Source organism: Mesorhizobium sp. AD1-1 (genome assembly GCF_020164655.1).
In the GTDB taxonomy this organism is placed as follows: domain Bacteria; phylum Pseudomonadota; class Alphaproteobacteria; order Rhizobiales; family Rhizobiaceae; genus Mesorhizobium; species Mesorhizobium ciceri.
The window spans coordinates 150375-168807 of record NZ_JAIUGP010000006.1 but is presented as its reverse complement, the minus strand read 5'-3'; the positions used below and the strand labels follow the sequence as shown (position 1 = coordinate 168807).

Annotated in this window: 20 protein-coding genes; 13 read left to right on the top strand and 7 right to left on the bottom strand. The window is 63.2% G+C overall.

Annotated elements, in window-relative coordinates:
* The first annotated feature begins 1 nt into the window (after position 1).
* Complete coding sequence (lpxK, locus tag LB519_RS14120; protein WP_024504830.1) at positions 2-1027, top strand: tetraacyldisaccharide 4'-kinase; 1026 nt, start codon at positions 2-4, stop codon at positions 1025-1027.
* Here lpxK and LB519_RS14115 read toward each other — a convergent pair.
* On the bottom strand, positions 1024-1257 hold the full coding sequence (locus tag LB519_RS14115) for a DUF2093 domain-containing protein (protein WP_013532341.1): 234 nt from the start codon (positions 1255-1257) through the stop codon (positions 1024-1026). The two genes, lpxK and LB519_RS14115, sit on opposite strands and share 4 nt — an antisense overlap.
* A gap of 77 nt (positions 1258-1334) precedes the next feature.
* Here LB519_RS14115 and LB519_RS14110 point away from each other — a divergent pair, with 77 nt between their 5' ends.
* On the top strand, positions 1335-1970 hold the full coding sequence (locus LB519_RS14110; RefSeq protein ID WP_224620276.1) for a hypothetical protein: 636 nt from the start codon (positions 1335-1337) through the stop codon (positions 1968-1970).
* Between the two features lie 39 nt (positions 1971-2009).
* Here LB519_RS14110 and LB519_RS14105 read toward each other — a convergent pair whose 3' ends face one another.
* Complete coding sequence (locus LB519_RS14105; protein ID WP_013532339.1) at positions 2010-2936, bottom strand: LysR family transcriptional regulator; 927 nt, start codon at positions 2934-2936, stop codon at positions 2010-2012.
* Between the two features lie 92 nt (positions 2937-3028).
* Here LB519_RS14105 and LB519_RS14100 point away from each other — a divergent pair, with 92 nt between their 5' ends.
* The 4 genes from LB519_RS14100 (at position 3029) to LB519_RS14085 (ending at position 5528) form a co-directional block, all read left to right on the top strand.
* Positions 3029-3922, top strand: coding sequence for a DMT family transporter (locus tag LB519_RS14100; RefSeq protein ID WP_024504827.1), 894 nt, complete (start codon positions 3029-3031; stop codon positions 3920-3922).
* 84 nt (positions 3923-4006) lie between these two features.
* Positions 4007-4882, top strand: coding sequence for an alpha/beta fold hydrolase (locus LB519_RS14095; RefSeq protein ID WP_224620275.1), 876 nt, complete (start codon positions 4007-4009; stop codon positions 4880-4882).
* Between the two features lie 57 nt (positions 4883-4939).
* On the top strand, positions 4940-5266 hold the full coding sequence (locus LB519_RS14090; protein ID WP_027163236.1) for an antibiotic biosynthesis monooxygenase family protein: 327 nt from the start codon (positions 4940-4942) through the stop codon (positions 5264-5266).
* A 10-nt stretch (positions 5267-5276) separates the two neighbouring features.
* The gene (locus LB519_RS14085) at positions 5277-5528 is read left to right on the top strand and encodes a hypothetical protein (protein ID WP_224620274.1); all 252 of its coding nucleotides are present in this window, start codon (positions 5277-5279) and stop codon (positions 5526-5528) included.
* 72 nt (positions 5529-5600) lie between these two features.
* On the opposite strand, the gene mutL is transcribed toward LB519_RS14085, so the two are convergent.
* Complete coding sequence (mutL, locus tag LB519_RS14080) at positions 5601-7475, bottom strand: DNA mismatch repair endonuclease MutL (protein ID WP_127370726.1); 1875 nt, start codon at positions 7473-7475, stop codon at positions 5601-5603.
* Positions 7476-7549: 74 nt separating this feature from the next.
* Positions 7550-8452 (bottom strand): LysR substrate-binding domain-containing protein, encoded by a 903-nt coding sequence (locus LB519_RS14075; RefSeq protein ID WP_013532333.1) that lies wholly within the window; start codon positions 8450-8452, stop codon positions 7550-7552.
* 90 nt (positions 8453-8542) lie between these two features.
* On the opposite strand from LB519_RS14075, the gene LB519_RS14070 reads away from it, so the two are divergent.
* The 4 genes from LB519_RS14070 (at position 8543) to LB519_RS14055 (ending at position 12977) form a co-directional block, all read left to right on the top strand.
* The gene (locus LB519_RS14070) at positions 8543-10093 is read left to right on the top strand and encodes a trimethylamine methyltransferase family protein (RefSeq protein ID WP_224620273.1); all 1551 of its coding nucleotides are present in this window, start codon (positions 8543-8545) and stop codon (positions 10091-10093) included.
* A 42-nt stretch (positions 10094-10135) separates the two neighbouring features.
* Entirely contained in the window at positions 10136-11785 is a 1650-nt protein-coding gene (locus LB519_RS14065; RefSeq protein ID WP_027163239.1) for an ABC transporter substrate-binding protein, read from the top strand.
* Between the two features lie 96 nt (positions 11786-11881).
* Positions 11882-12361 (top strand): DUF3828 domain-containing protein, encoded by a 480-nt coding sequence (locus LB519_RS14060; protein WP_027163240.1) that lies wholly within the window; start codon positions 11882-11884, stop codon positions 12359-12361.
* A 4-nt stretch (positions 12362-12365) separates the two neighbouring features.
* Positions 12366-12977: a hypothetical protein gene (locus tag LB519_RS14055; RefSeq protein WP_013532329.1), complete on the top strand. Its 612-nt coding sequence runs from the start codon at positions 12366-12368 to the stop codon at positions 12975-12977.
* 9 nt (positions 12978-12986) lie between these two features.
* Here LB519_RS14055 and queF read toward each other — a convergent pair whose 3' ends face one another.
* The gene (gene queF, locus LB519_RS14050) at positions 12987-13448 is read right to left on the bottom strand and encodes a preQ(1) synthase (RefSeq protein WP_010915503.1); all 462 of its coding nucleotides are present in this window, start codon (positions 13446-13448) and stop codon (positions 12987-12989) included.
* Positions 13449-13549: 101 nt separating this feature from the next.
* Between queF and LB519_RS14045 the strand changes: the two genes are divergently transcribed.
* The gene (locus LB519_RS14045) at positions 13550-15595 is read left to right on the top strand and encodes an NADH:flavin oxidoreductase (protein ID WP_063167731.1); all 2046 of its coding nucleotides are present in this window, start codon (positions 13550-13552) and stop codon (positions 15593-15595) included.
* Positions 15596-15738: 143 nt separating this feature from the next.
* On the opposite strand, the gene LB519_RS14040 is transcribed toward LB519_RS14045, so the two are convergent.
* Positions 15739-16146: a hypothetical protein gene (locus tag LB519_RS14040; protein WP_063167732.1), complete on the bottom strand. Its 408-nt coding sequence runs from the start codon at positions 16144-16146 to the stop codon at positions 15739-15741.
* A gap of 115 nt (positions 16147-16261) precedes the next feature.
* Between LB519_RS14040 and LB519_RS14035 the strand changes: the two genes are divergently transcribed.
* Both LB519_RS14035 and LB519_RS14030 read left to right on the top strand, forming a co-directional pair.
* Positions 16262-16690: a MarR family winged helix-turn-helix transcriptional regulator gene (locus tag LB519_RS14035; protein ID WP_013532326.1), complete on the top strand. Its 429-nt coding sequence runs from the start codon at positions 16262-16264 to the stop codon at positions 16688-16690.
* A 115-nt stretch (positions 16691-16805) separates the two neighbouring features.
* Positions 16806-17618, top strand: coding sequence for a DUF6817 domain-containing protein (locus LB519_RS14030; protein WP_224620272.1), 813 nt, complete (start codon positions 16806-16808; stop codon positions 17616-17618).
* Positions 17619-17689: 71 nt separating this feature from the next.
* Here the strand turns inward: LB519_RS14030 and LB519_RS14025 are convergent, their stop codons facing one another.
* Positions 17690-18430 carry a polysaccharide deacetylase family protein gene (locus LB519_RS14025; RefSeq protein ID WP_081714379.1) on the bottom strand — a complete coding sequence of 247 codons (741 nt, stop codon included), beginning with the start codon at positions 18428-18430 and terminating at the stop codon, positions 17690-17692.
* Positions 18431-18433: the final 3 nt, after the last annotated feature.

Here is an 18433-nt window from a genome sequence, read left to right as displayed (position 1 = left end):
CGTGGCCTCGGAAGCACCACCATTCTGGTGGGAGGAGCCGGACTGGCGGGTCCTGGCACTGTCGCCGCTGTCGGCCATCTATGCGGCTGCCGCCGGCCGCGGCATGCGGCGGGCCAAGCGTGAGAAGATCGAAGCACCTGTTCTGTGCATCGGCAATTTCACGGTTGGCGGCACCGGCAAGACACCGGTGGCCATCGCGCTCGCCAAGCAGGCCAAGCGCATGCATCTGAAACCAGGCTTCCTGTCGCGCGGCCATGGCGGCTCCTTCGCCGAGCCGCACGTGGTCGATATCGACCACGACAGCGCCCGGCATGTCGGCGACGAACCGCTGCTGCTCGCCGAACACGCGCCGGTGGCGGTGACGCCGAACCGCGCCGCCGGCGCCCGGCTGCTGCTGGAACGGAATGGCTGCGATTTCCTGATCATGGACGATGGCTTCCAGAGCGCCCGCATCCACATCGACTATGCGCTGGTCGTGGTCGATGCGCGCTACGGGATCGGCAACGGCCGCGTCATTCCGGGGGGGCCGCTCAGGGCCAAAATCGTCGACCAGCTGGTTTTCACCAGCGGGTTGTTGAAAATGGGCGAGGGCACTGCCGCCGACAGCGTGGTCCGCCAGGCGGCACGCGCCGGCCGGGCGATCTTCGAGGCCCATACAGAGCCACGCGGCAAGGCAGGGCTTGCCGGCAAGCGGTTCCTCGCCTTCGCCGGTATCGGCCATCCCGAGAAATTCTTCGACACGGTGCGCGAGGCCGGCGGCGAACTGGCATTGACGCGGCCGTTTCCGGACCATCATTTCTATGCGGAGGACGAACTTGCCGAGTTGGCGGCGACCGCACGCACTGAGGGGCTGGTGCTCATCACCACCGCCAAGGACGCCGCCCGGCTGCGCCACGGCGCCTCACAGGACTTTCTCGACCGGCTCGAGGTGCTGGAGATCGACACGGTCTTCGAACTCGATCACGTTCCCGAGCGCATCATCGACGAGACGCTCGATGCCTGGCGCCAGCGCAAGCTGAAGGGTTAACTGCGCTTACGCAGCTCCGGATGCATCTCGATTTCACGGCGCAGCGAGGCGGTGGCGCTGATATAGGGCTCTTGCCTTGCGACGCTCCAGTATTTCAACTCGTCGAGCGGAATGCTTTCGCCTGTCACCGCGCAGCGCACGAACGCGCCGGGGCTGGTAACCTGGAAGTCGCCATCCAGGTAGCGGATGCGGGCTTCCTTGCCGCCGGGGCCTTCGAAACGGTTCATCATGCGGGGACGCCAGGGTTCATGAGGATTTCATCGCCATAAATTCCCGGCGAGGTCAAGCATGAGACAAGCCTGAGACAATGCTGAACGCTTATTGTGAAGCGGAAAAATGTAGTTGGTGGGCCGCAATGGACGTTTCCTCCACTCGTCTTCCCGCCCTGCTTAGGGAAGTGATGACGCCGCAAGCCGTGCCCTCGGGGCAGGCTGATCCAGTGATGACGGCACTGGTCAAGGCGCTGGTCCAACCGCCGGCGCCGTCTCTGCTCGCGCAGCAGACAGCGCCGGCGCTGTTGATTTTGCCGGCGGCGCCGATGGCCGTCAAATCGCAGCAGATCGCATCCGCTGGCATCGTCGATGCCTATCTTGCCCAGCTTGAGACGGGCGAAGAGGCGGCATTGGCAACAGTCGTGGCGAGAAAGGCAAAACCCGAAGCCGAAACGCTGCGAGCCTTCTTGCCGCCTTCGACAACGGCCAATGACAATGCCTCCGCCAGGGTTGCGGGGCTGTCATTGCTGTCGCTTATCCTGCCGCAGGCCCCAATCCCGCGCAACGCTGCCGCCCTGGGTACGCCGGCGGGCAGGCACAGGCCGGCCAATCAATCCCATGGTGCGGTGCCGAACCCTGAGCAGTTGCTGGTGAAAATTGGCTTTGTTTCGATAATGGCCGGTTTGCTGGGAGCGGTGATCCTTGGGTTCGTTTTGTTGTTGCTTCGCTGAGCTTCGAATCGGCCGGTTTTCCATATAGATCCGGAAGGTCTATCGCTCGGCTTCGATAAACGCCTCGATCTTGTCCTGGGCCAGCCCGGCCTCTGCCGCGATGCGGCGGGCGAGGTCGGCGGCGGCGGCACGCGGCCGCCCCATCGGCCGGTCGAGCCAGTAGGATACCGGGTTGAGAGCTGTGCGCTCATCGACGGGAGTGATGCGGCCCGATTGTAATTGATGTCCGGTCAGCGGCGGGCGGGCCAGCGCGATGCCGAGCCCATAGGCGGCGGCGTCGAGCACCAGATTGTAGTCCTCGAAGCGGCGGTCCTGCGGGCGCGGGCGGTAATCCATGCCTTGCGCGGCAAACCAGGCGCGCCAGGCCGACGCGTCGGAATCGTTGATCAGCGGATATTTGAGCAGCCGGGCAGGGTCGCCCCGGCCGATCTCGCGGGCAAGCTCGGGTGACGCGACAGGGAAGACATGTTCCTCGAAAAGTTGCACCGAGATGCGGCCCGGAATGCCGCCGCGTCCACAACGGATCGAGAGGTCGATGCCTTCATCGGCAAGGTCGGCCTGGCGGATGTCGACATCAAGCACGATGCGCAGCTTCGAGGGATTGTTTTCCAGAGCCGCCATGCGCGGCATCAGCCACAGTCCGCTGACGGAGGGGATCGAGGTCAGCCGCACCACCGCCGTGCCACGGGGCTCGACCCAGCGGTCGGAATGGGTCGATATCAGCGCAAAGGCTTCCGCCGTGCGCAGATGCAGCCTGTTGCCTTCGATCGTCAGCGAGACGCCGCGCGCACCACGGTCGAAGACTTTCAATCCCAGCCAGTCCTCGAGCTTGGCGATCTGCCGGCTGACGGCGCCATGGGTGATATTGAGCTTTTCGGCGGCCGCTGAAAAGCTGCCTGTCCGCGCCGCCGCATCGAAGGCGCGCAGCGTTTCGAGCGGCACCATTGTGTCCGAGCTGTGATCCATAGTCACAGGTGATCCTCGATTTCGTCGTTTGTCAACCGGGGTGAAAAGGCGTTTTCTGCCTTTCAGGACCGAAGAAATACGAGGGCGGTGAGATGAGCGAGATAACGGGCACGTTGAATTCGACACAGCGAATGGACACCACGGCAGCCATCGCGGTGGCGCTGACGGTGGTTGGTTGGGCCTCCGCCTTTCCCGCTATCCGAGCCGGTCTCGCCGCCTTCGGCCCACTGGAACTGGGTGCGTTGCGATTTGCCATCGCCGCTGTGCCGGCGGCGATCTTCCTGGCCGTCAAGCGCCCGGCGCTGCCAAGGCTCGACGAAGTGTGGCGCCTGGTCTTTGGCGGCGCCATCTTCGTCGCGCTCTACACCGTCATGCTCAATTTCGGCGAACTGACCGTCTCGGCCGGTGCCGCCGGCTTCATCATCAATGTCAGCCCGATCTTCACCGCCATCATGGCGATGGCATTGCTGGGCGAGCGCTTCTCAGGCGTGGCCTGGATCGGTACGGTGATTTCCTTCGCCGGCATAGGCATCATCGCCATGGCCGATGGGCATGGCCTGTCATTCAACACCGGTGCTCTGTTGGTGCTTGGTTCGGCCTTGTGCTCGGCCGTCAACACCATCGTCCAGAAGCCGCTGTTTGCCCGCCATCATCCATTGACCATTTCGGCTTCGAACATGGTGCTCGGCGCACTATGCCTGGCCCCCTTCCTGCCGTCGGCCTTTTCGCAGGCGGCGGTCGCCGACACAGCAGGCCTCGGCGCCGTCATCTTTCTCGGCATCGTGCCCAGCCTCATCGCCTATGCCGCCTGGGCGACCGCGCTGTCGCGTCTGCCGGCGGCACGTGCCTCCAACTTCCTCTATCTGGTCTCGCCGATGTCCGCGCTGATCGGCTTCTTCTGGCTGGGCGAAGTTCCCACTCTGCTCGGCATAATCGGCGGCGCGCTGGCGCTGGGCGGTGTCATCGTGGTGAATTTGAAGAGATGAATATTGCCGACCGTCCGCTTCCCCCATTCGGAACGATCCCTCGATCAAACGCGTTTAGCCGAGGTTTGTTCGACGGAGGTCCGAATGCCGGGTGCAACGACGCACCGACGCATGCAACTGGATGATCTATCCATTTTTTATCGCGAGGCAGGGCCGTTAGAAGCACCTGTCTTGCTCTTGCCGCACGGCTATCCCTGCTCTTCGTTCCAATTCCGCCGACTGATGCCGGCGCTCGCCGACCGCTGGCGGACGATTGCATTCGACTGGCCTGGCTTCGGATACAGCGGCACACCCGATCCGGCCACCTTCGGCTATGATTTCGACGCCTATTGCGACGTGCTTTCCAAGCTTGCCGATAAATTCGGTCTCCAACGCTACGCCTTGTGGCTGCACGATTATGGCTCGCAGATAGGACTCCGGCATGCGATCTCGCACCCGGAGCGGATCAGCGCCCTCATCATCCAGAACGGCGACATCTACGAGGACGTGCTTGGACCCAAATACGCCACGATCAAGGCCTGGTGGACCGACAAGACGCCCGGCAAGCACCGTCCGCTCGAGGCTGCGGTAAGTGAGGACGGGTTCCGGGCCGAGTTCATCGGGGAAGTGGCTGACGACGTCGCCATGCGCGTGCCGCCCGATCTCTGGAATCTTCACTGGCCACTGATGAACACGCCGGTTCGTCGGCAGATCGCCGTCGGTCTGATGGAGAAGCTGGAAGCCAATCTCACCTGGTTTCCGCGCTACCAGGCTTATTTGCGTGAACACCATCCACCCACGCTGATCCTTTGGGGGCCAGAGGATGGCTATATGCCCGCGGCGTCGGCAAGGGCCTATCATCGCGATCTGCCCGATGCGGAACTGCATCTGATCGAAGGGGCGGGTCATTGGCTGCTCGAGACACATTTCGACGACGCGCTGCCGCTGGTCCGCGATTTCCTGGCTGGTGTTCACGGCTGATCACAACCGGCGTCCGCTATGCCCAGTTTGCTGTCCGCCTGACTGAAGGAGAACCTCATGCCGACCAAACCGACCATCGCGCGCATCTGGCGCGGTCGCACCCGCCGCGACATCGCCGACGCCTATGAGCCATACCTGCGTGCCGAGGGTATTCCACCCCTCGAGAAGACGGCGCTTGGCGTCCAATTGCTGCGCGAGGACCGTGATGCCGAGACGTGGTTCACAACCATCTCGTATTGGGCCGACATGCAAGCGATGACCGCCTTTACCAAAGGCGAACCGACCAAAGTCCATCATCTGGACCGAGATGCCGAGTTCCTGATCGAGCTGCCGGAGCGGATCGAAATCCATCGGATACTTGTCGATCGTCGGGGACTGCGCTGAGCGCCGATCGGTGGTTCGCAACCTCTTCTTCTTCGCGGTGATATCGCTGATCTGGGGGCTGACCTGGGCCGCGATCAAGCTCGGTCTCAATGACGCGCCTCCGCGCCTGCTGGCGGCTGCACGCTATTTGCTGACCGCTTTGGCGGCAGGAGCCTGGCTCTTCGGCGAGGCGGTCGGCTGGGCTGAAATCACCGGTGCGATCCTCCTGCTGGCGGCGGCTGCGATCGCGCTACTCAGGCCGCTGGGCGAAAATCGCGGGTGACCACATTGTCGGCCGGCCTCCTGACCTGCCGACCTCGAGCGGCGAAGCGATAGGCCCGCAATCCGTCCGCAGCTATCGCCGTCCGAAAAGCCGTTCGATATCCGCCAGCTTGAGTTCGATATAAGTGGGGCGGCCGTGGTTGCAGGTGCCGGAGCCGGGCGTCGCCTCCATCTGCCGCAGCAGCGCGTTCATCTCCTCGGCCTTGAGCAGGCGGCCGGAGCGCACAGAGCCGTGGCACGCCATGGTCGCGGCTATCTTGTCCAGCCGCTCCTTCAGCGTGTCGACCGTGTCGTTGTCGGCGATCTCGTCGGCGAGGTCGCGCACCAATTGCTGGACATTGGCCTCGCCCAGCATCGACGGCGTCTCGCGCACCGCGACAGCGCCGGGGCCAAAGCGCTCGATGCCGAGACCGAAGCGGGCCAGCGTTTCCGAATGCAGCGCAAGCCGCTCCGCATCCTCCTCCGGCAGGTCGATGATTTCGGGCAGAAGCAGCATCTGCGAGGGCACCGGGCGCGAATGCAGCGCATTCTTCAGCGCCTCGTAGACCAGCCGTTCATGCGCCGCATGCTGGTCGACGATGATGAGCGAATCCCTGGTCTGGGCGACGATGTAGTTCTCATGCACCTGGGCGCGCGCCGCGCCCAGCACCGCGCCGAGCAACGTCTCGGCCGCTTCATCCTGCCCTGCGCGTGCATCGGCGCTGGCAAGCGGACCGGCATCGAAAGCCGCTTGCTCGCTTTCTCGCAAGCCGCGCTGCTCGAAGCCCGCACCATCGAAACCCATATCGAGCGGCCGCTGCGGCGATCGGGCAGGATCGAAGCCGGACGGACCCGACGCGCGGTAGGCCGCGTCGTAGCTGCGGTGGCCGTTTGCCGGTCCGCCGTGGCCGTAGGATGCGGCCCCTGGCCGGAACGCCGCCATCATGCCGGCGGCACCCGTGGTGGCGGCGCGGACGCCGGCATCGGCCAGTGCTTGCCTGATTGCGCCGACGATCAGCCCGCGCACAAGGCCGGGATCGCGGAAGCGCACATCGGCCTTGGCTGGATGGACATTGACGTCGACGATGGCCGGATCGAGCGTCAGGAACAGCACCGTCACCGCGTGGCGGTCGCGCGGCAGGACGTCGGCATAAGCGCCGCGTATGGCGCCGGCGATCAGCTTGTCGCGCACTGGGCGGCCGTTCACATAGGCATATTGCTGCAGCGCGTTGGCGCGGGTGAAGGACGGGATCGACACGTGGCCGGTCAGATGCACGCCATCGCGCATCGCGTCGAGGGCAATCGAATTGTCGGGAAAGTCGGCGCCCATCACCTGGGCGACACGACGCAGGCTGCCTTCCGCGCTGTCATCCGCCGCCGGCAATTCCAGTGTCGAGCGGTCCGAGCCGGCCAGCGTGAAGCGCACGGCGGGGAAGGCGATGGCGATGCGCTTGACCACATCGCTGGTGGCCGAGCTTTCGGCGCGTTCGCCCTTCATGAACTTCAATCGGGCCGGCGTTGCGAAGAACAGGTCCCGCACCTCGACCGTGGTGCCGCGATTGGCCGCCGCCGGCCTGACAGGCAGGACGCGGCCACCCTCGATGCCGATCTCGGCGGCGCTGTCGCTTGCTGCCGTGCGCGAGCGGATCGAAAGTCGCGACACCGAGCCGATCGACGGCAGCGCTTCGCCGCGGAAGCCCAGCGAGCGAATGTCGTTGATATCCTCGGTGAGCTTGGAGGTGCAGTGACGTGCGATCGCCAGCGCCAGCTCCCGTTCGGGAATGCCGGAGCCGTCATCGGTGACGCGGATCAGGTTCAGCCCGCCGCCCGATGTGACGATCTCGACGCGCGAAGCACCGGCATCGAGCGCATTCTCGACCAGTTCCTTGACCACGCTCGCCGGACGCTCGATGACTTCGCCGGCGGCGATCTGGTTGATCATCGTTTCGGAAAGCTGGCGGATGGGCATGGCGGCACTATAGGCGGATTCGCGTCGCGCGGGAGGGGCAGAATTGCGCCAGCGGTGGATCAGTGGAAAACGACTTATGCCTGCGCCGCCAGCCAGTCGCGCACCTTGCGGGCGTTGTCGCTGAGCTCCCGGTTCTTCGGCCAGACGACATAGAAGGCCTTGCCGGTCTTCAGCACATGATCCGTCACCGGCACCAGCAGGCCCGACGCCAGCAGCCGCTCGGCGAGGTGCCGCCAGCCGAGCGCGATGCCTTGGCCTTCCATGACACCCTGAATCACCAGGCCGTAGTCGTTGATGCGCAGGCCGCGCGCGGTATCGCTGAGATTGGCGCCCGCAGACTGGAACCATTCGTCCCAACTGGCCGCCTCGCGATACGGCTCCTCCAGATGGATGAGGCGGTGCGTGGCCAGTTCGGCAGCGGATCTGGGCAGGCCGAACTTTGCCGCATAGCTGGTGCCGGCGACGGGAAATATCTCCTCGTCAGCCAGCGGCAACGAATGATAGTCCGGCCAGTCCCGCGGCGCGCCGCCGCGCACGCCGAGCGGGATGCCTTCCGCGATGATGTCGAGGTCGCGGTCGGCGGTCTGGATACGCAGGTCGATGCCTGGCAGCTCGTCACGGAACTGCTGCAGGCGCGGCATCATCCAGAACGAACCGAACGCGGTCGAGGCGGCCAGCGTGACATGACCGCCGGTCGCCTGCAGGCGCAGATCCTCCGCCGATTTGCGGATGTGCGAAAGGCCGAGCGAGACGTCGGCATGGAAGCGCTCGCCGGCCTCGGTCAGGAGCACCTGGCGGTGGCGGCGCTGGAACAGCTTGGCGCCGAGCTGTTCTTCCAGTCCGCGCACGGCATAGGAGACGGCGGCCTGCGTCATGCCCAGCTCGCGCCCGGCGGCGGTGAAGCTCGACAGCCGCCCGGCCGCCTCGAAGACGATCAGGCTGCCGGCCGAAGGCAGAAGGTGGCGCAAGCTTCGCATAAGCTGAGCTTATACAAGAGATCAGGATTTTCCAGCGTCACATCACCATTTTGTCGCGCTAGGCTCCTTCATGAGTGGAATGGAGTTGCCATGAACGCACCGGCCCCCGAAGTGACCGAACATGCCAACCGCCGCAGTGGCGGCCGCCTGGGGCGCAAGGCCCTGCGCGGAGCTCCCGTAACGTCGTTCCCGACGCTGGTCCGCCAGATCCCCGTCTACCAGATGGTCCCGGATGAGGCGGTCGAGCTGATCCACGAGGAGTCGCTCTTGATCCTCGAAGAGGTGGGATGCGAGTTCCGCGACGGCGAGGCCATCGCACTGTGGAAGGCGGCGGGCGCGGATGTCTCGGAAACCCGTGTGCGGATCGACCGGGCCCTGCTGATGGAACTGGTGTCGAAGGTCCCGTCGGAGTTCACGCTCAATGCGAGGAATCCGCAGCGCACGGTGCGGGTGGGCGGCAACAATACCATCTTCGTGCCGATGTATGGCGCGCCCTATGTTCGCGATCTCGACAACAACAGGCGTTACGGCACGCTCGCCGACCTCAACAATTTCCACAAGCTCGCCTACATGGCGCCGGCGCTGCATTCATCGAGTTCGGTCATTTGCGAGCCGATGGAAATCGCGGTACCGAAGCGTCACCTCCACATCATCCATTCCGCGCTTAAGCATTCCGACAAGCCGTTCATGGGCATCGTCACGTCCAAGGAGCGGGCGGAAGACACGATGGCGATGGCAGGCATCGTGTTCGGAGAGGATTACGTCCGCGACAATCCGGTCCTGGTGTCGATCACCAACTGCAATTCGCCGCTGGTGTGGGACGCCACCATGCTGGACGCGATGAAGGTCTATGCGCGAAGCAACCAGCCGCTGATCCTCGCACCCTTTGCACTGTGCGGCGCCTCGACTTCGGCGTCCGCCGTGGGCGCTGTGGCACAGGTCAATGCGGAAGCGCTGGCGGGCGTCGCCTTCACGCAACTGCTGCGCCCAGGCTCGCCGCAGATCTACGGACAGTTCATGGTCACGGTGGACATGAAGACCGGTGCTCCGATGGGCGGCACGCCCGAGGCGGCGCAGATGATGTATCTGATGGGAGCGCTGGCGCGGAAATACCGGCTGCCGTGGCGCACCTCCGGCTTCCATGTCGGGTCGAAGCTCAACGACGCCCAGGCTGGTTACGAGGCGAACATGCTGATGCATGCCGCCATCCTCGCCGGCGCCAACTACATCTGGCACTCCGCCGGATGGCTCGAGGCCGGCCTGACCTGCGGCTATTCGAAATTCGCCACCGACTGTGAACAGCTCATCGGCTGGTACAAATATGCCGGCGGCCTGCCGTTCGACGATTTCAAGGAAGCCATGGCGGCAATCCGCGAGGTGGGACCGCAGGGCCATTTCCTCGGTACCCAGCACACGCTGGAACATTTCGAATCCGCCTTCTTCATGCCCTCGATCATGGACTTCAATTCGTTCGAACAGTGGAAGGCAGAAGGGGCGAAGGACCACGACACGCGCGGCCGCGAGAAGGCGCGCAACATGCTGGCGGATTACGAGGAGCCGAAGCTCGACGAAGGCATCGCCGATGGCCTGATGGATTTCATCGCGCGGCGCGAGGAGAGGCTGCCGGACAGCGTCAGTTGAGGCGAAGAACCAAGATCAAAGGGAACCAGACGGGAGGAAAAAATGGCATTCTTCAGAAGCAGTGGCGATCGCGTGCCGAGCGCTATCGAGGCAATGGCGGTCGAAGCACGCGCGGGTCGTGTCGACCGGCGCGAGTTCCTGGCGCTGGCAAGCGCCTTCGGCGCATCGACGGCTCTTGCCTATGGCATGATCGGCCTTGCCGTGCCGGATCGGGCCTTGGCCGAAGAGCCGAAGAAAGGCGGAACGCTGCGCGTCTCGATGTCGGTGAAGGGACAGAAGGATCCGCGCACTTACGACTGGGTGGAACTGGCGAACATTTCGCGCTGCTGGCTGGAGCCGCTTGTCCGCTATACCAGGCAATTCACCTTCGAGCCGGTCCTGCTCGAAAGCTGGGATATCAACGACGACGCCACCGAATACGTGCTGCATGTGCGCAAGGGCATCACGTGGAACAATGGCGATGCCTTCAACGCCGATGACGTCGCTCACAATCTGACCCGCTGGTGCGAGAAGAATGTCGCCGGCAATTCCATGGCCGCCCGGGTCGGCGCGCTGATCGACGCAAAGACCGGCAAGGCCAGGGATGGCGCGATCACCAAGGTCGACGACAATACGGTCAAGCTGAAGTTAAGCGAACCAGACATTTCGCTGATCCCGAATTTCACCGACTATCCGGCGCTCGTCGTCCATCGCAGCTTCGATGCCGACGGTGCCGATCCGATCAAGAAGCCGATCGGCACGGGACCGTTCGAACTGGTCTCCTACGATGTCGGCCAGAAGGCGGTCGTCAAGCGTCGTGAGAATGGCAAATGGTGGGGTGGTGAGGCGCCGCTCGACAGCGTCGAGTTCGTCGACTACGGCACCGATTTCAACGCCACCGTGAACGCGTTCGAATCCGGTGAGATCGACCTCAATTTCGAGTCGCCCGCCGACTTCATCGACATTCTCGACAAGATGGATCTGGTGAAATCGGAGGTGGCGACGGCGACGACGCTGGTTGCCCGCACCAACATCACCCACAAGCCCTACGACGACAAGCGGGTGCGCAACGCCCTGCAAATGGCCGTCGACAACAATGCGGTCCTCGAACTCGGTTATGCCGGGCGAGGCACCCCTGGTGAAAACCACCACGTCGCCCCGATCCATCCGGAATACTATGCGCTGCCCAAGAAGACACGCGACGCCGCCGGCGCCAAGAAGCTGATGGCGGAAGCCGGACAGGCCGACTTCGAGCATGAGCTGATCACCATCGAGGACGATTGGCAGAAGAATACCGGCGACGCCATTGCCGGCCAGTTGCGCGATGCCGGGATCAAGGTGAAGCGCACGGTGCTGCCGGGTTCGACCTTCTGGAACGACTGGACGAAATATCCCTATTCGATGACGATCTGGTACATGCGCCCGCTTGGCGTGCAGGTGCTGGCGCTCGGCTATCGCACCGGCGAGGCCTGGAATGAATCGGCATATTCCAACCCCGATTTTGATGCCAAGCTCAAGCAGGCGCTTTCGCTCATCGACGTGGAGAAACGACGCGAGGTCATGAAGGATGTCGAGCAGATCCTGCAGGATTCGGGCGTCATTATTCAGCCCTTCTGGCAGAAGCTCTACAGCCACATGAGCAAGAAGGTGAAGAACTATGGTGTCCACCAGACATTCGAGATGGACCTTCAGAACGTCTGGCTGGACGGCTAAAACAAGGTGCTGCAGGACTTCATGAGCCGCAAAAAAGCCGATATGCAGGATACGTGGTGTTGATAGGCTCAAGCCGTCAAAAGCCGGAGATTCTGCATGCGACTGACAGTGATCGTTGCCGCCCTTTCGATAGCCCTGCCGGCCGGAGCCGTCGCCGGACCGGCGTCCGACGCGGTGAAGTTCTTCTATGCCCCGGCGGTCAAGTTCGAGGCCGACGAACAATATCGGGACCGGTTCACCGAACCGGTGACGAAACTGTTCGACCTGAACGACCAGGCAACGAAAAAGAACCCGGACCAGGTCGCCTGCATCGATTTCGATCCTGGTCTCGACGCTCAGGATTTCGATCAGAAAACCGTCTCGAAAACGCTGAAACTGTCTGAGAAGCAGGATGGCGACAACGCACAGGTCACGGCATCCTTCAGCCTGTTTCCGGAAGGCGATGATTCCAAACGTGAAATGCTCTGGTCGCTCAAGAAGATCGACGGCAAGTGGAAGATATCGGACATCGCTTCCAAAACCAGCGACTGGACGCTCAGCGCGCTGGAATGCATGGCCGGCCAGACGCCGGAGTGAAGCGATGGCCCACCGCCGGTTCGTGGCACTGTCGGGTGTGTGCCTGCTGGCGGCTCTGAGCGGCGCCGCCGCGCAAGGCTTGTTGGGTGCGCCGCCGGCAAACGCCCCGGCCGACACCCAGCCGAGCGACAGCGCTGCACCGCCCGCAAATGCGCCGGGCGGAGCGGCAGAACCGGCCACGCCGCCGGTTGGATGGTCGCCGGCCGAAGCCGCGCCCGCCGCACCGATCCAGCCGGGCTCGCCGACCGCCGTTGTGCGGCCGTTTTACGATCAGGTCGGGCTGGAGATCGATCCGGCCGAGCGAAGCCATTTCATCGATCCAGCCAAAACCGTGCTCGACAAGAGCGACGCCTTGCGCAAATCCGGGCAGGGCGAGTGCCTCGACCCCAACATGGCGCTCGACAATGCCGATTACGACAAGGCCGAGATAGACAAGAGCCTGAAGACGCTCGAGGCGATCAACGGTGACCAGGCCAAGGTCATCGTCGCCTTCGTCATATCGGGCAACCCGCACCGGCTGGAATGGAAATTCAAGAAGGTCGATGGCGACTGGAAGATCACGGACCTGTTGTCGGTGACCGGCGAATGGGCACTCAGCCAATATCAGTGCGAATGATGGGCGAGCTCAACCCCGCCCGCGATAGGGCGCCACCCCGGTGTCGGGGAGCCAGGCGCCTTCCGGCGGAGCGCCGGTTTGCCAGAACACATCGATCGGAATGCCGCCGCGTGGATACCAATAGCCGCCTATGCGCAACCACAGCGGCTTGGTTGCCGCCACGATGCGGCGGCCGATCATGACGGTGCAGTCTTCATGGAAGGCGCCATGGTTGCGAAACGAGGTCATGAACAGCTTGAGCGACTTCGATTCCACCAGAGCCGCATCGGGTGCGTAGTCGATGACGATATGGGCGAAGTCCGGTTGGCCGGTGACCGGGCACAGCGAGGTGAATTCCGGGCAGGTGAAGCGCACGATCGCCGGCGGCCCGTCGCCGCGCGAAAACGGTACGGTCTCCAGAACCGCTGCTTCGGGGCTTTGTGGCGTCTCGACGTGCGCACCGAGCTGGGTGAGAGTTTTGGTATCGATCATGGGCCCAATCCTTGTCGCATGCGCCCGGAGTGCGTGCGGGACGACATGCTTGAAAACGAATTTTGCCGCTCATTAGCACAATTTGAAACCGCAGGAAGACGATGACCTCCAACGATCCGCTTCTCCAGCCCTACCAGCTCAAACATCTGACGCTGAAGAACCGGGTCATGTCGACCAGCCATGAGCCGGCCTATTCCGAGGACGGCATGCCGAAACAGCGATACCGGCTCTACCATGCCGAGAAGGCCAAGGGCGGTATGGCGCTGACCATGACCGCCGGCTCGGCGATCGTCTCGCGCGACAGCCCGGCCGCTTTCGGCAATCTGCATGTCTATGACGACAGGATCGTGCCGTGGCTGGCCGAGCTCGCCGATGCCTGCCACGAGCACGACTGCAAGGTGATGATCCAGATCACCCATCTCGGCCGCCGTACCGGCTGGAACAAGGCCGACTGGCTGCCGGTGCTCTCGGCCTCGCCGGTGCGTGAGCCGGCGCATCGCGCATTCCCGAAAACCATCGAGGACTGGGACATCGAGCGCATCGTCGCCGACTATGCTTCGGCCGCCCAGCGCTGTCAGGCCGCCGGCCTGGACGGCATCGAGTTCGAATCCTACGGCCATCTGATGGACGGCTTCTGGTCGCCGGCCACCAACCATCGCGACGACGAATTCGGCGGCTCGCTCGACAACCGCCTGCGCTTCACCAACATGGTGCTTGATGCCGTGCGTGCGTCGGTCGGCGAGAAATTCGTCGTCGGCATCCGCATGGTCGCTGACGAAGATTTCGAAAAAGGCCTGTCCAAACAGGAGGGCATCGAGATCGCCAGGCGGCTGGCCAATTCCGGCAAGGTCGATTTCCTCAACATCATCCGCGGCTCGATCGAAAGCGATGCGGCGCTGACCAAGGTCATACCGGTGGCCGGCATGCGCTCGTCGCCGCATCTCGATTTCGCCGGAGAGGTGAGGGCGGCGACGAAATTCCCGACCTTCCACGCGGCGCGCATATCCGACGTGGCCACCGCACGCCACGCCATTGCCACCGGCAAGCTCGACATGGTCGGCATGACCCGCGCCCATATCGCCGATCCGCACATCATCAAAAAGGTGATGGAGGGCCGCGAGCATGAGATCCGCCCGTGCGTGGGCGCCACCTATTGTCTCGACCGCATTTATGAGGGCGGCGAAGCGCTTTGCGTCCACAATGCCGCGACTGGCCGCGAGGCCGAAATCCCGCATATCATCGTCAAGACCGAAGGACCGAAGCAGAAAATCGTGGTCATCGGAGCCGGCGCCGGCGGGCTGGAGGTTGCGCGGGTCGCAGCCGAGCGCGGCCACAAGGTGACGGTGCTTGAAGCATCGAGCCAGGCCGGCGGCCAAATTCGACTGGCGACGCAGAATCCGCGCCGCAAGGAGCTGATCGGTATCATCGACTGGCGGCTGGCTGAACTCGCCCGGCTCGGCGTCGAGATCCGCTACGACACCTGGGCGGAGAAGGACGATGTTCTGGCGCTGTCACCCGACGTGGTGGTGGTCGCCACCGGCGGCCTGCCGCAGAACCCGCCGCTGACGGCCGGCGACAATCTTGTCACCTCAAGCTGGGACATCATGGCCGGCAGCGTCAAGCCGGCCGAAAATGTACTGCTCTATGACGACAATGGCGGCCATCAGGGCATGGGCGCCGCCGAACTGATCGCCAATGCCGGCTCGAAACTCGAACTTGTCTCGCCCGAACGTTTCTTTGCCCCGGAAATGGGCGGCATGAACCATGTGCCGTACATGCGCGCCTTTCAGGAAAAGGGCGTCAGCATCACCATCAACACGCGGCTGCGTTCGGTGCGCCGCGAGGGCAACCAACTGGTCGCCGAACTGGCATCGGATTTCGCCGATGGCTGGCGCGGCGAGCGCAGGGTCGACCAGGTGGTGGTCGAGCACGGTACGTTGCCGCTCGATGATCTCTATCTCTCGCTGAAGCCTCTGTCGAAGAACGGCGGTGCGGTCGACTACGAACGGCTGGTGAGCGGTGGCGACATCTTCCCCAAGCGCAATCCAGAAGGCGGCTTTGTACTGTTCCGCATCGGCGACGCGGTCGCTTCGCGCAACATCCATGCCGCCATCTACGACGGCATCAGGTTCGGCTTGCGGATCTGAAATTGGGCGTTGCCAGGATCGGTGGCGCGCGGCCGGACCTGCGTACGAGAGCCCATGTACTTCGGTCTGGCCGCGCGCTCGCGCGTCATTGGCTCGTCGCCAGACAACGCACGATTCTGTGAGGGTGTGCCGCGTGGCGGCGTTCAAAACATTCTGGCGGTGGCCATGCACAGCACTGTCAGCACCAACAGCCCCCCGGCAATGCGCTCGCCTCTTGTCATCTTCGCGCGCAACTGCCTTTCCGTTGCCGCATCGGCACCGGCAAGCTGCCTGCTGGTTGAGCCTACCAGCGCGCCTTGCACGCCGGCGGCGATCAGGGCCGTCACGATGCCCAGCGCCAGCACCTTCTCCATCGAGCCGAAAACACCCTCGTGAAAGAAATACCAGAGCAGTATGCCGGTCAGGAAAACCAGGCCGGCAGCGCCCATTTGCGGCCGGAAGAACCGTTCCGCCCGGATGTCCGGGTCACGGCCGACCGCGATGGTCGTGCCCGCCCAGAATACGCCTGCCATGACATGAAGACCGATAACGACGATGTAGACATATTGCATGACCGGATTTCCTCTTTAGCCCGCCATCTCTAGATAATTAGATATCGAATGGTTAGATGTCAATATATAAGTCGTGCCAGTTCCATCCGTGCATGACACCGTCTAGGGTCCTGCAATGACACCCTTTGACCGCCCGCCAGTCGGCATGAATCTCGGACGAACCGCCAAGCTGGTTGCCCAGGCCTTCGATGCTGCCCTGGTCGAGGCTGGAGGTACATTGCCGATCTGGCTCACGCTGCTATCGGTCAAGTCGAGCAACCTTGCCAACCAGCGCGAGCTTGCCGGCATGATCGGTATCCAGGGCGCGACGCTGACCCATCATCTCAACGCCATGGAGGCGCAGGGCCTGCTGATGCGCCGCCGCGACCCCGTCAACCGCCGGGTTCATCTGGTCGAATTGACCGAGGCCGGAGAAGCGATGTTCGAGACACTGCGCAAGGCCGCGCTCGTCTTCGACAAGCGGCTGCGAGTGGGATTGACCGACGAGCGTCTGGCGGAGTTCGCGCAGGTGCTGGCTGTGTTGCGGGGCAATGTCGGGGGATAGAACCCTGCGGACCAAGAATTTCCTTGGACTGGACTTCCCTCATCACATTTGTAACGTTCCATTGTCCGGCTGATCCTGGTGGGAAGAGGTCAGGCTCAACTCTTCTGTAAAATCTGTGCAAGAATACCGAAGCCGCTGGCTTCGGGAGCGAGAAGTCGCCGGAAAACCTAACAACGTTCGGGGGGACAAGTTGACCAAAGAAGATCTGTTCGTTCCGCGCCAGACCAACACGGCGCTTTACATCCAGCTATACGAGGCTGGATATCCGCTTGCCGATATCGCCAGGGTGCAGAAGGCGTATCGTGTGTGTTGCGCGATGTTCAACGGCCGTTATCGCAAGACGGGACGGCCTTTCATCTGCCATGCGGTGGGAGCTGCGTCGTCGGTCGCGCATTTCGACCAAAGCGTCGATCTTGTCCTCGCCGCTATGTTTCACGCCGCCTATGACGGAGGCCAGTATCCGGACGGCAAATCCAGCAGGCGAACCGATGCTCATCGCAAGTGGCTGGAGCAAAAAATTGGTCCTCGCGTCGAGGGTCTTGTCGCTCGCGTGGTCGGACTGAAATTCGACACGGGAGATCCCGAGCGCATTGTGGACAAAGGTGTGCCGACCGGCGACGAGGACATTCTGTTCCTGGCGCTTGCCCATGAGGTCGATGACCTGGCGGACGGCGGACTGGCGTTTGCGCCCAAATACGGCCAGTCGATTCGTTCGAGGGTTGCTGCCTGCGCCACTCTGGCCAGGAATCTGGGCCGCGAAAATCTTGCCGCCACCATCGAAGGTTACGGCGCCCGCTACGAGACGATGGCGTGGGCTGCTCCCCTCCAGGAGACGAAGCTGGTGGGCTTTCAGATGACGCCTAATTTGCGCACATACATCAAATTGCGTCGGCACAAGCTGCGCGGGGAGTCGATCGAGGTGCTTTGACGCCTTGCCGGCCATGCGACAGCATCGGGTACCGATGCACATCCGCTGAAGAACTCGCCGTCCTCACCGGTTCAGTCGTCGTAGCCCTGGATTGCCCCAAAGGCGTAACGGCGCAGCTTCAGCGCGGCGATCAAATTGGTCAGCTTCGTCTTGCCGTCGAAGCCGTCCTGAAACATCTCGTCATGCATCAGCAGGATCAGCTTGCCGGGCTTGACGAAGCGGCCATAGCCGAACAGATGATCGATCTCGCTGACCAGATGGTCGACGCTCTGCACCGGCTCGCCGTTGTCCTTGTGCACCCATTCATGGTCCCAGCCGTAGAGATAGAAGCCTGAGGCCGCGACAAATTCGTAGTCGGGCTCTTCATGCCCCTCCTGGGCGAGGCCAAGCGAAGTGTCGTTCTTCGACATGGAGGGCAGCCTGAACACGTCGCGCCCCGGCAGCCTTGCATGCACCACGGGCTTCAAGCCGAGCACCGCGTTTGCCCGTACCATGTCGGCGACGACACCCTCGGTGTCGCCGTAGAAATGCCGGTAGTGATTGTAGGCATGGCTGTAGCTGTGGTTGCCGAGCGTCACCAGAGGAAGCTGCTTGGCGCGCTGGACGAGCGCTCTGTTGGCAGCGCTCGCCTGTGCGTGCATGCCGACCATGAATAGGGTTGCAGGAACCTGCTCGGCCTCCAGCACGTCGAGGATGTTGCTTGTGCCGTTCAGCGGCCCATCGTCGAAGGTAAGATAGATGGTGCGATCGGCGCCCTGGGCGGGGGCCGCAAAGATCAGCAGTGCCGCAAGGGCAAACCGAAACGGTGTCATCAG

Excerpts from the sequence above, each read along its gene's own strand:
- LB519_RS14115 (WP_013532341.1), bottom strand. The coding sequence starts at position 1,257 with ATGATGAACCGTTTCGAAGGCCCCGGCGGCAAGGAAGCCCGCATCCGC.
- LB519_RS14110 (WP_224620276.1), top strand. The coding sequence starts at position 1,335 with ATGCTGAACGCTTATTGTGAAGCGGAAAAATGTAGTTGGTGGGCCGCA.
- LB519_RS14105 (WP_013532339.1), bottom strand. The coding sequence starts at position 2,936 with ATGGATCACAGCTCGGACACAATGGTGCCGCTCGAAACGCTGCGCGCC.
- LB519_RS14100 (WP_024504827.1), top strand. The coding sequence starts at position 3,029 with ATGAGCGAGATAACGGGCACGTTGAATTCGACACAGCGAATGGACACC.
- LB519_RS14095 (WP_224620275.1), top strand. The coding sequence starts at position 4,007 with ATGCCGGGTGCAACGACGCACCGACGCATGCAACTGGATGATCTATCC.
- LB519_RS14090 (WP_027163236.1), top strand. The coding sequence starts at position 4,940 with ATGCCGACCAAACCGACCATCGCGCGCATCTGGCGCGGTCGCACCCGC.
- mutL (WP_127370726.1), bottom strand. The coding sequence starts at position 7,475 with ATGCCCATCCGCCAGCTTTCCGAAACGATGATCAACCAGATCGCCGCC.
- LB519_RS14075 (WP_013532333.1), bottom strand. The coding sequence starts at position 8,452 with ATGCGAAGCTTGCGCCACCTTCTGCCTTCGGCCGGCAGCCTGATCGTC.
- LB519_RS14070 (WP_224620273.1), top strand. The coding sequence starts at position 8,543 with ATGAACGCACCGGCCCCCGAAGTGACCGAACATGCCAACCGCCGCAGT.
- LB519_RS14065 (WP_027163239.1), top strand. The coding sequence starts at position 10,136 with ATGGCATTCTTCAGAAGCAGTGGCGATCGCGTGCCGAGCGCTATCGAG.
- LB519_RS14060 (WP_027163240.1), top strand. The coding sequence starts at position 11,882 with ATGCGACTGACAGTGATCGTTGCCGCCCTTTCGATAGCCCTGCCGGCC.
- LB519_RS14055 (WP_013532329.1), top strand. The coding sequence starts at position 12,366 with ATGGCCCACCGCCGGTTCGTGGCACTGTCGGGTGTGTGCCTGCTGGCG.
- queF (WP_010915503.1), bottom strand. The coding sequence starts at position 13,448 with ATGATCGATACCAAAACTCTCACCCAGCTCGGTGCGCACGTCGAGACG.
- LB519_RS14045 (WP_063167731.1), top strand. The coding sequence starts at position 13,550 with ATGACCTCCAACGATCCGCTTCTCCAGCCCTACCAGCTCAAACATCTG.
- LB519_RS14040 (WP_063167732.1), bottom strand. The coding sequence starts at position 16,146 with ATGCAATATGTCTACATCGTCGTTATCGGTCTTCATGTCATGGCAGGC.
- LB519_RS14035 (WP_013532326.1), top strand. The coding sequence starts at position 16,262 with ATGACACCCTTTGACCGCCCGCCAGTCGGCATGAATCTCGGACGAACC.
- LB519_RS14025 (WP_081714379.1), bottom strand. The coding sequence starts at position 18,430 with ATGACACCGTTTCGGTTTGCCCTTGCGGCACTGCTGATCTTTGCGGCC.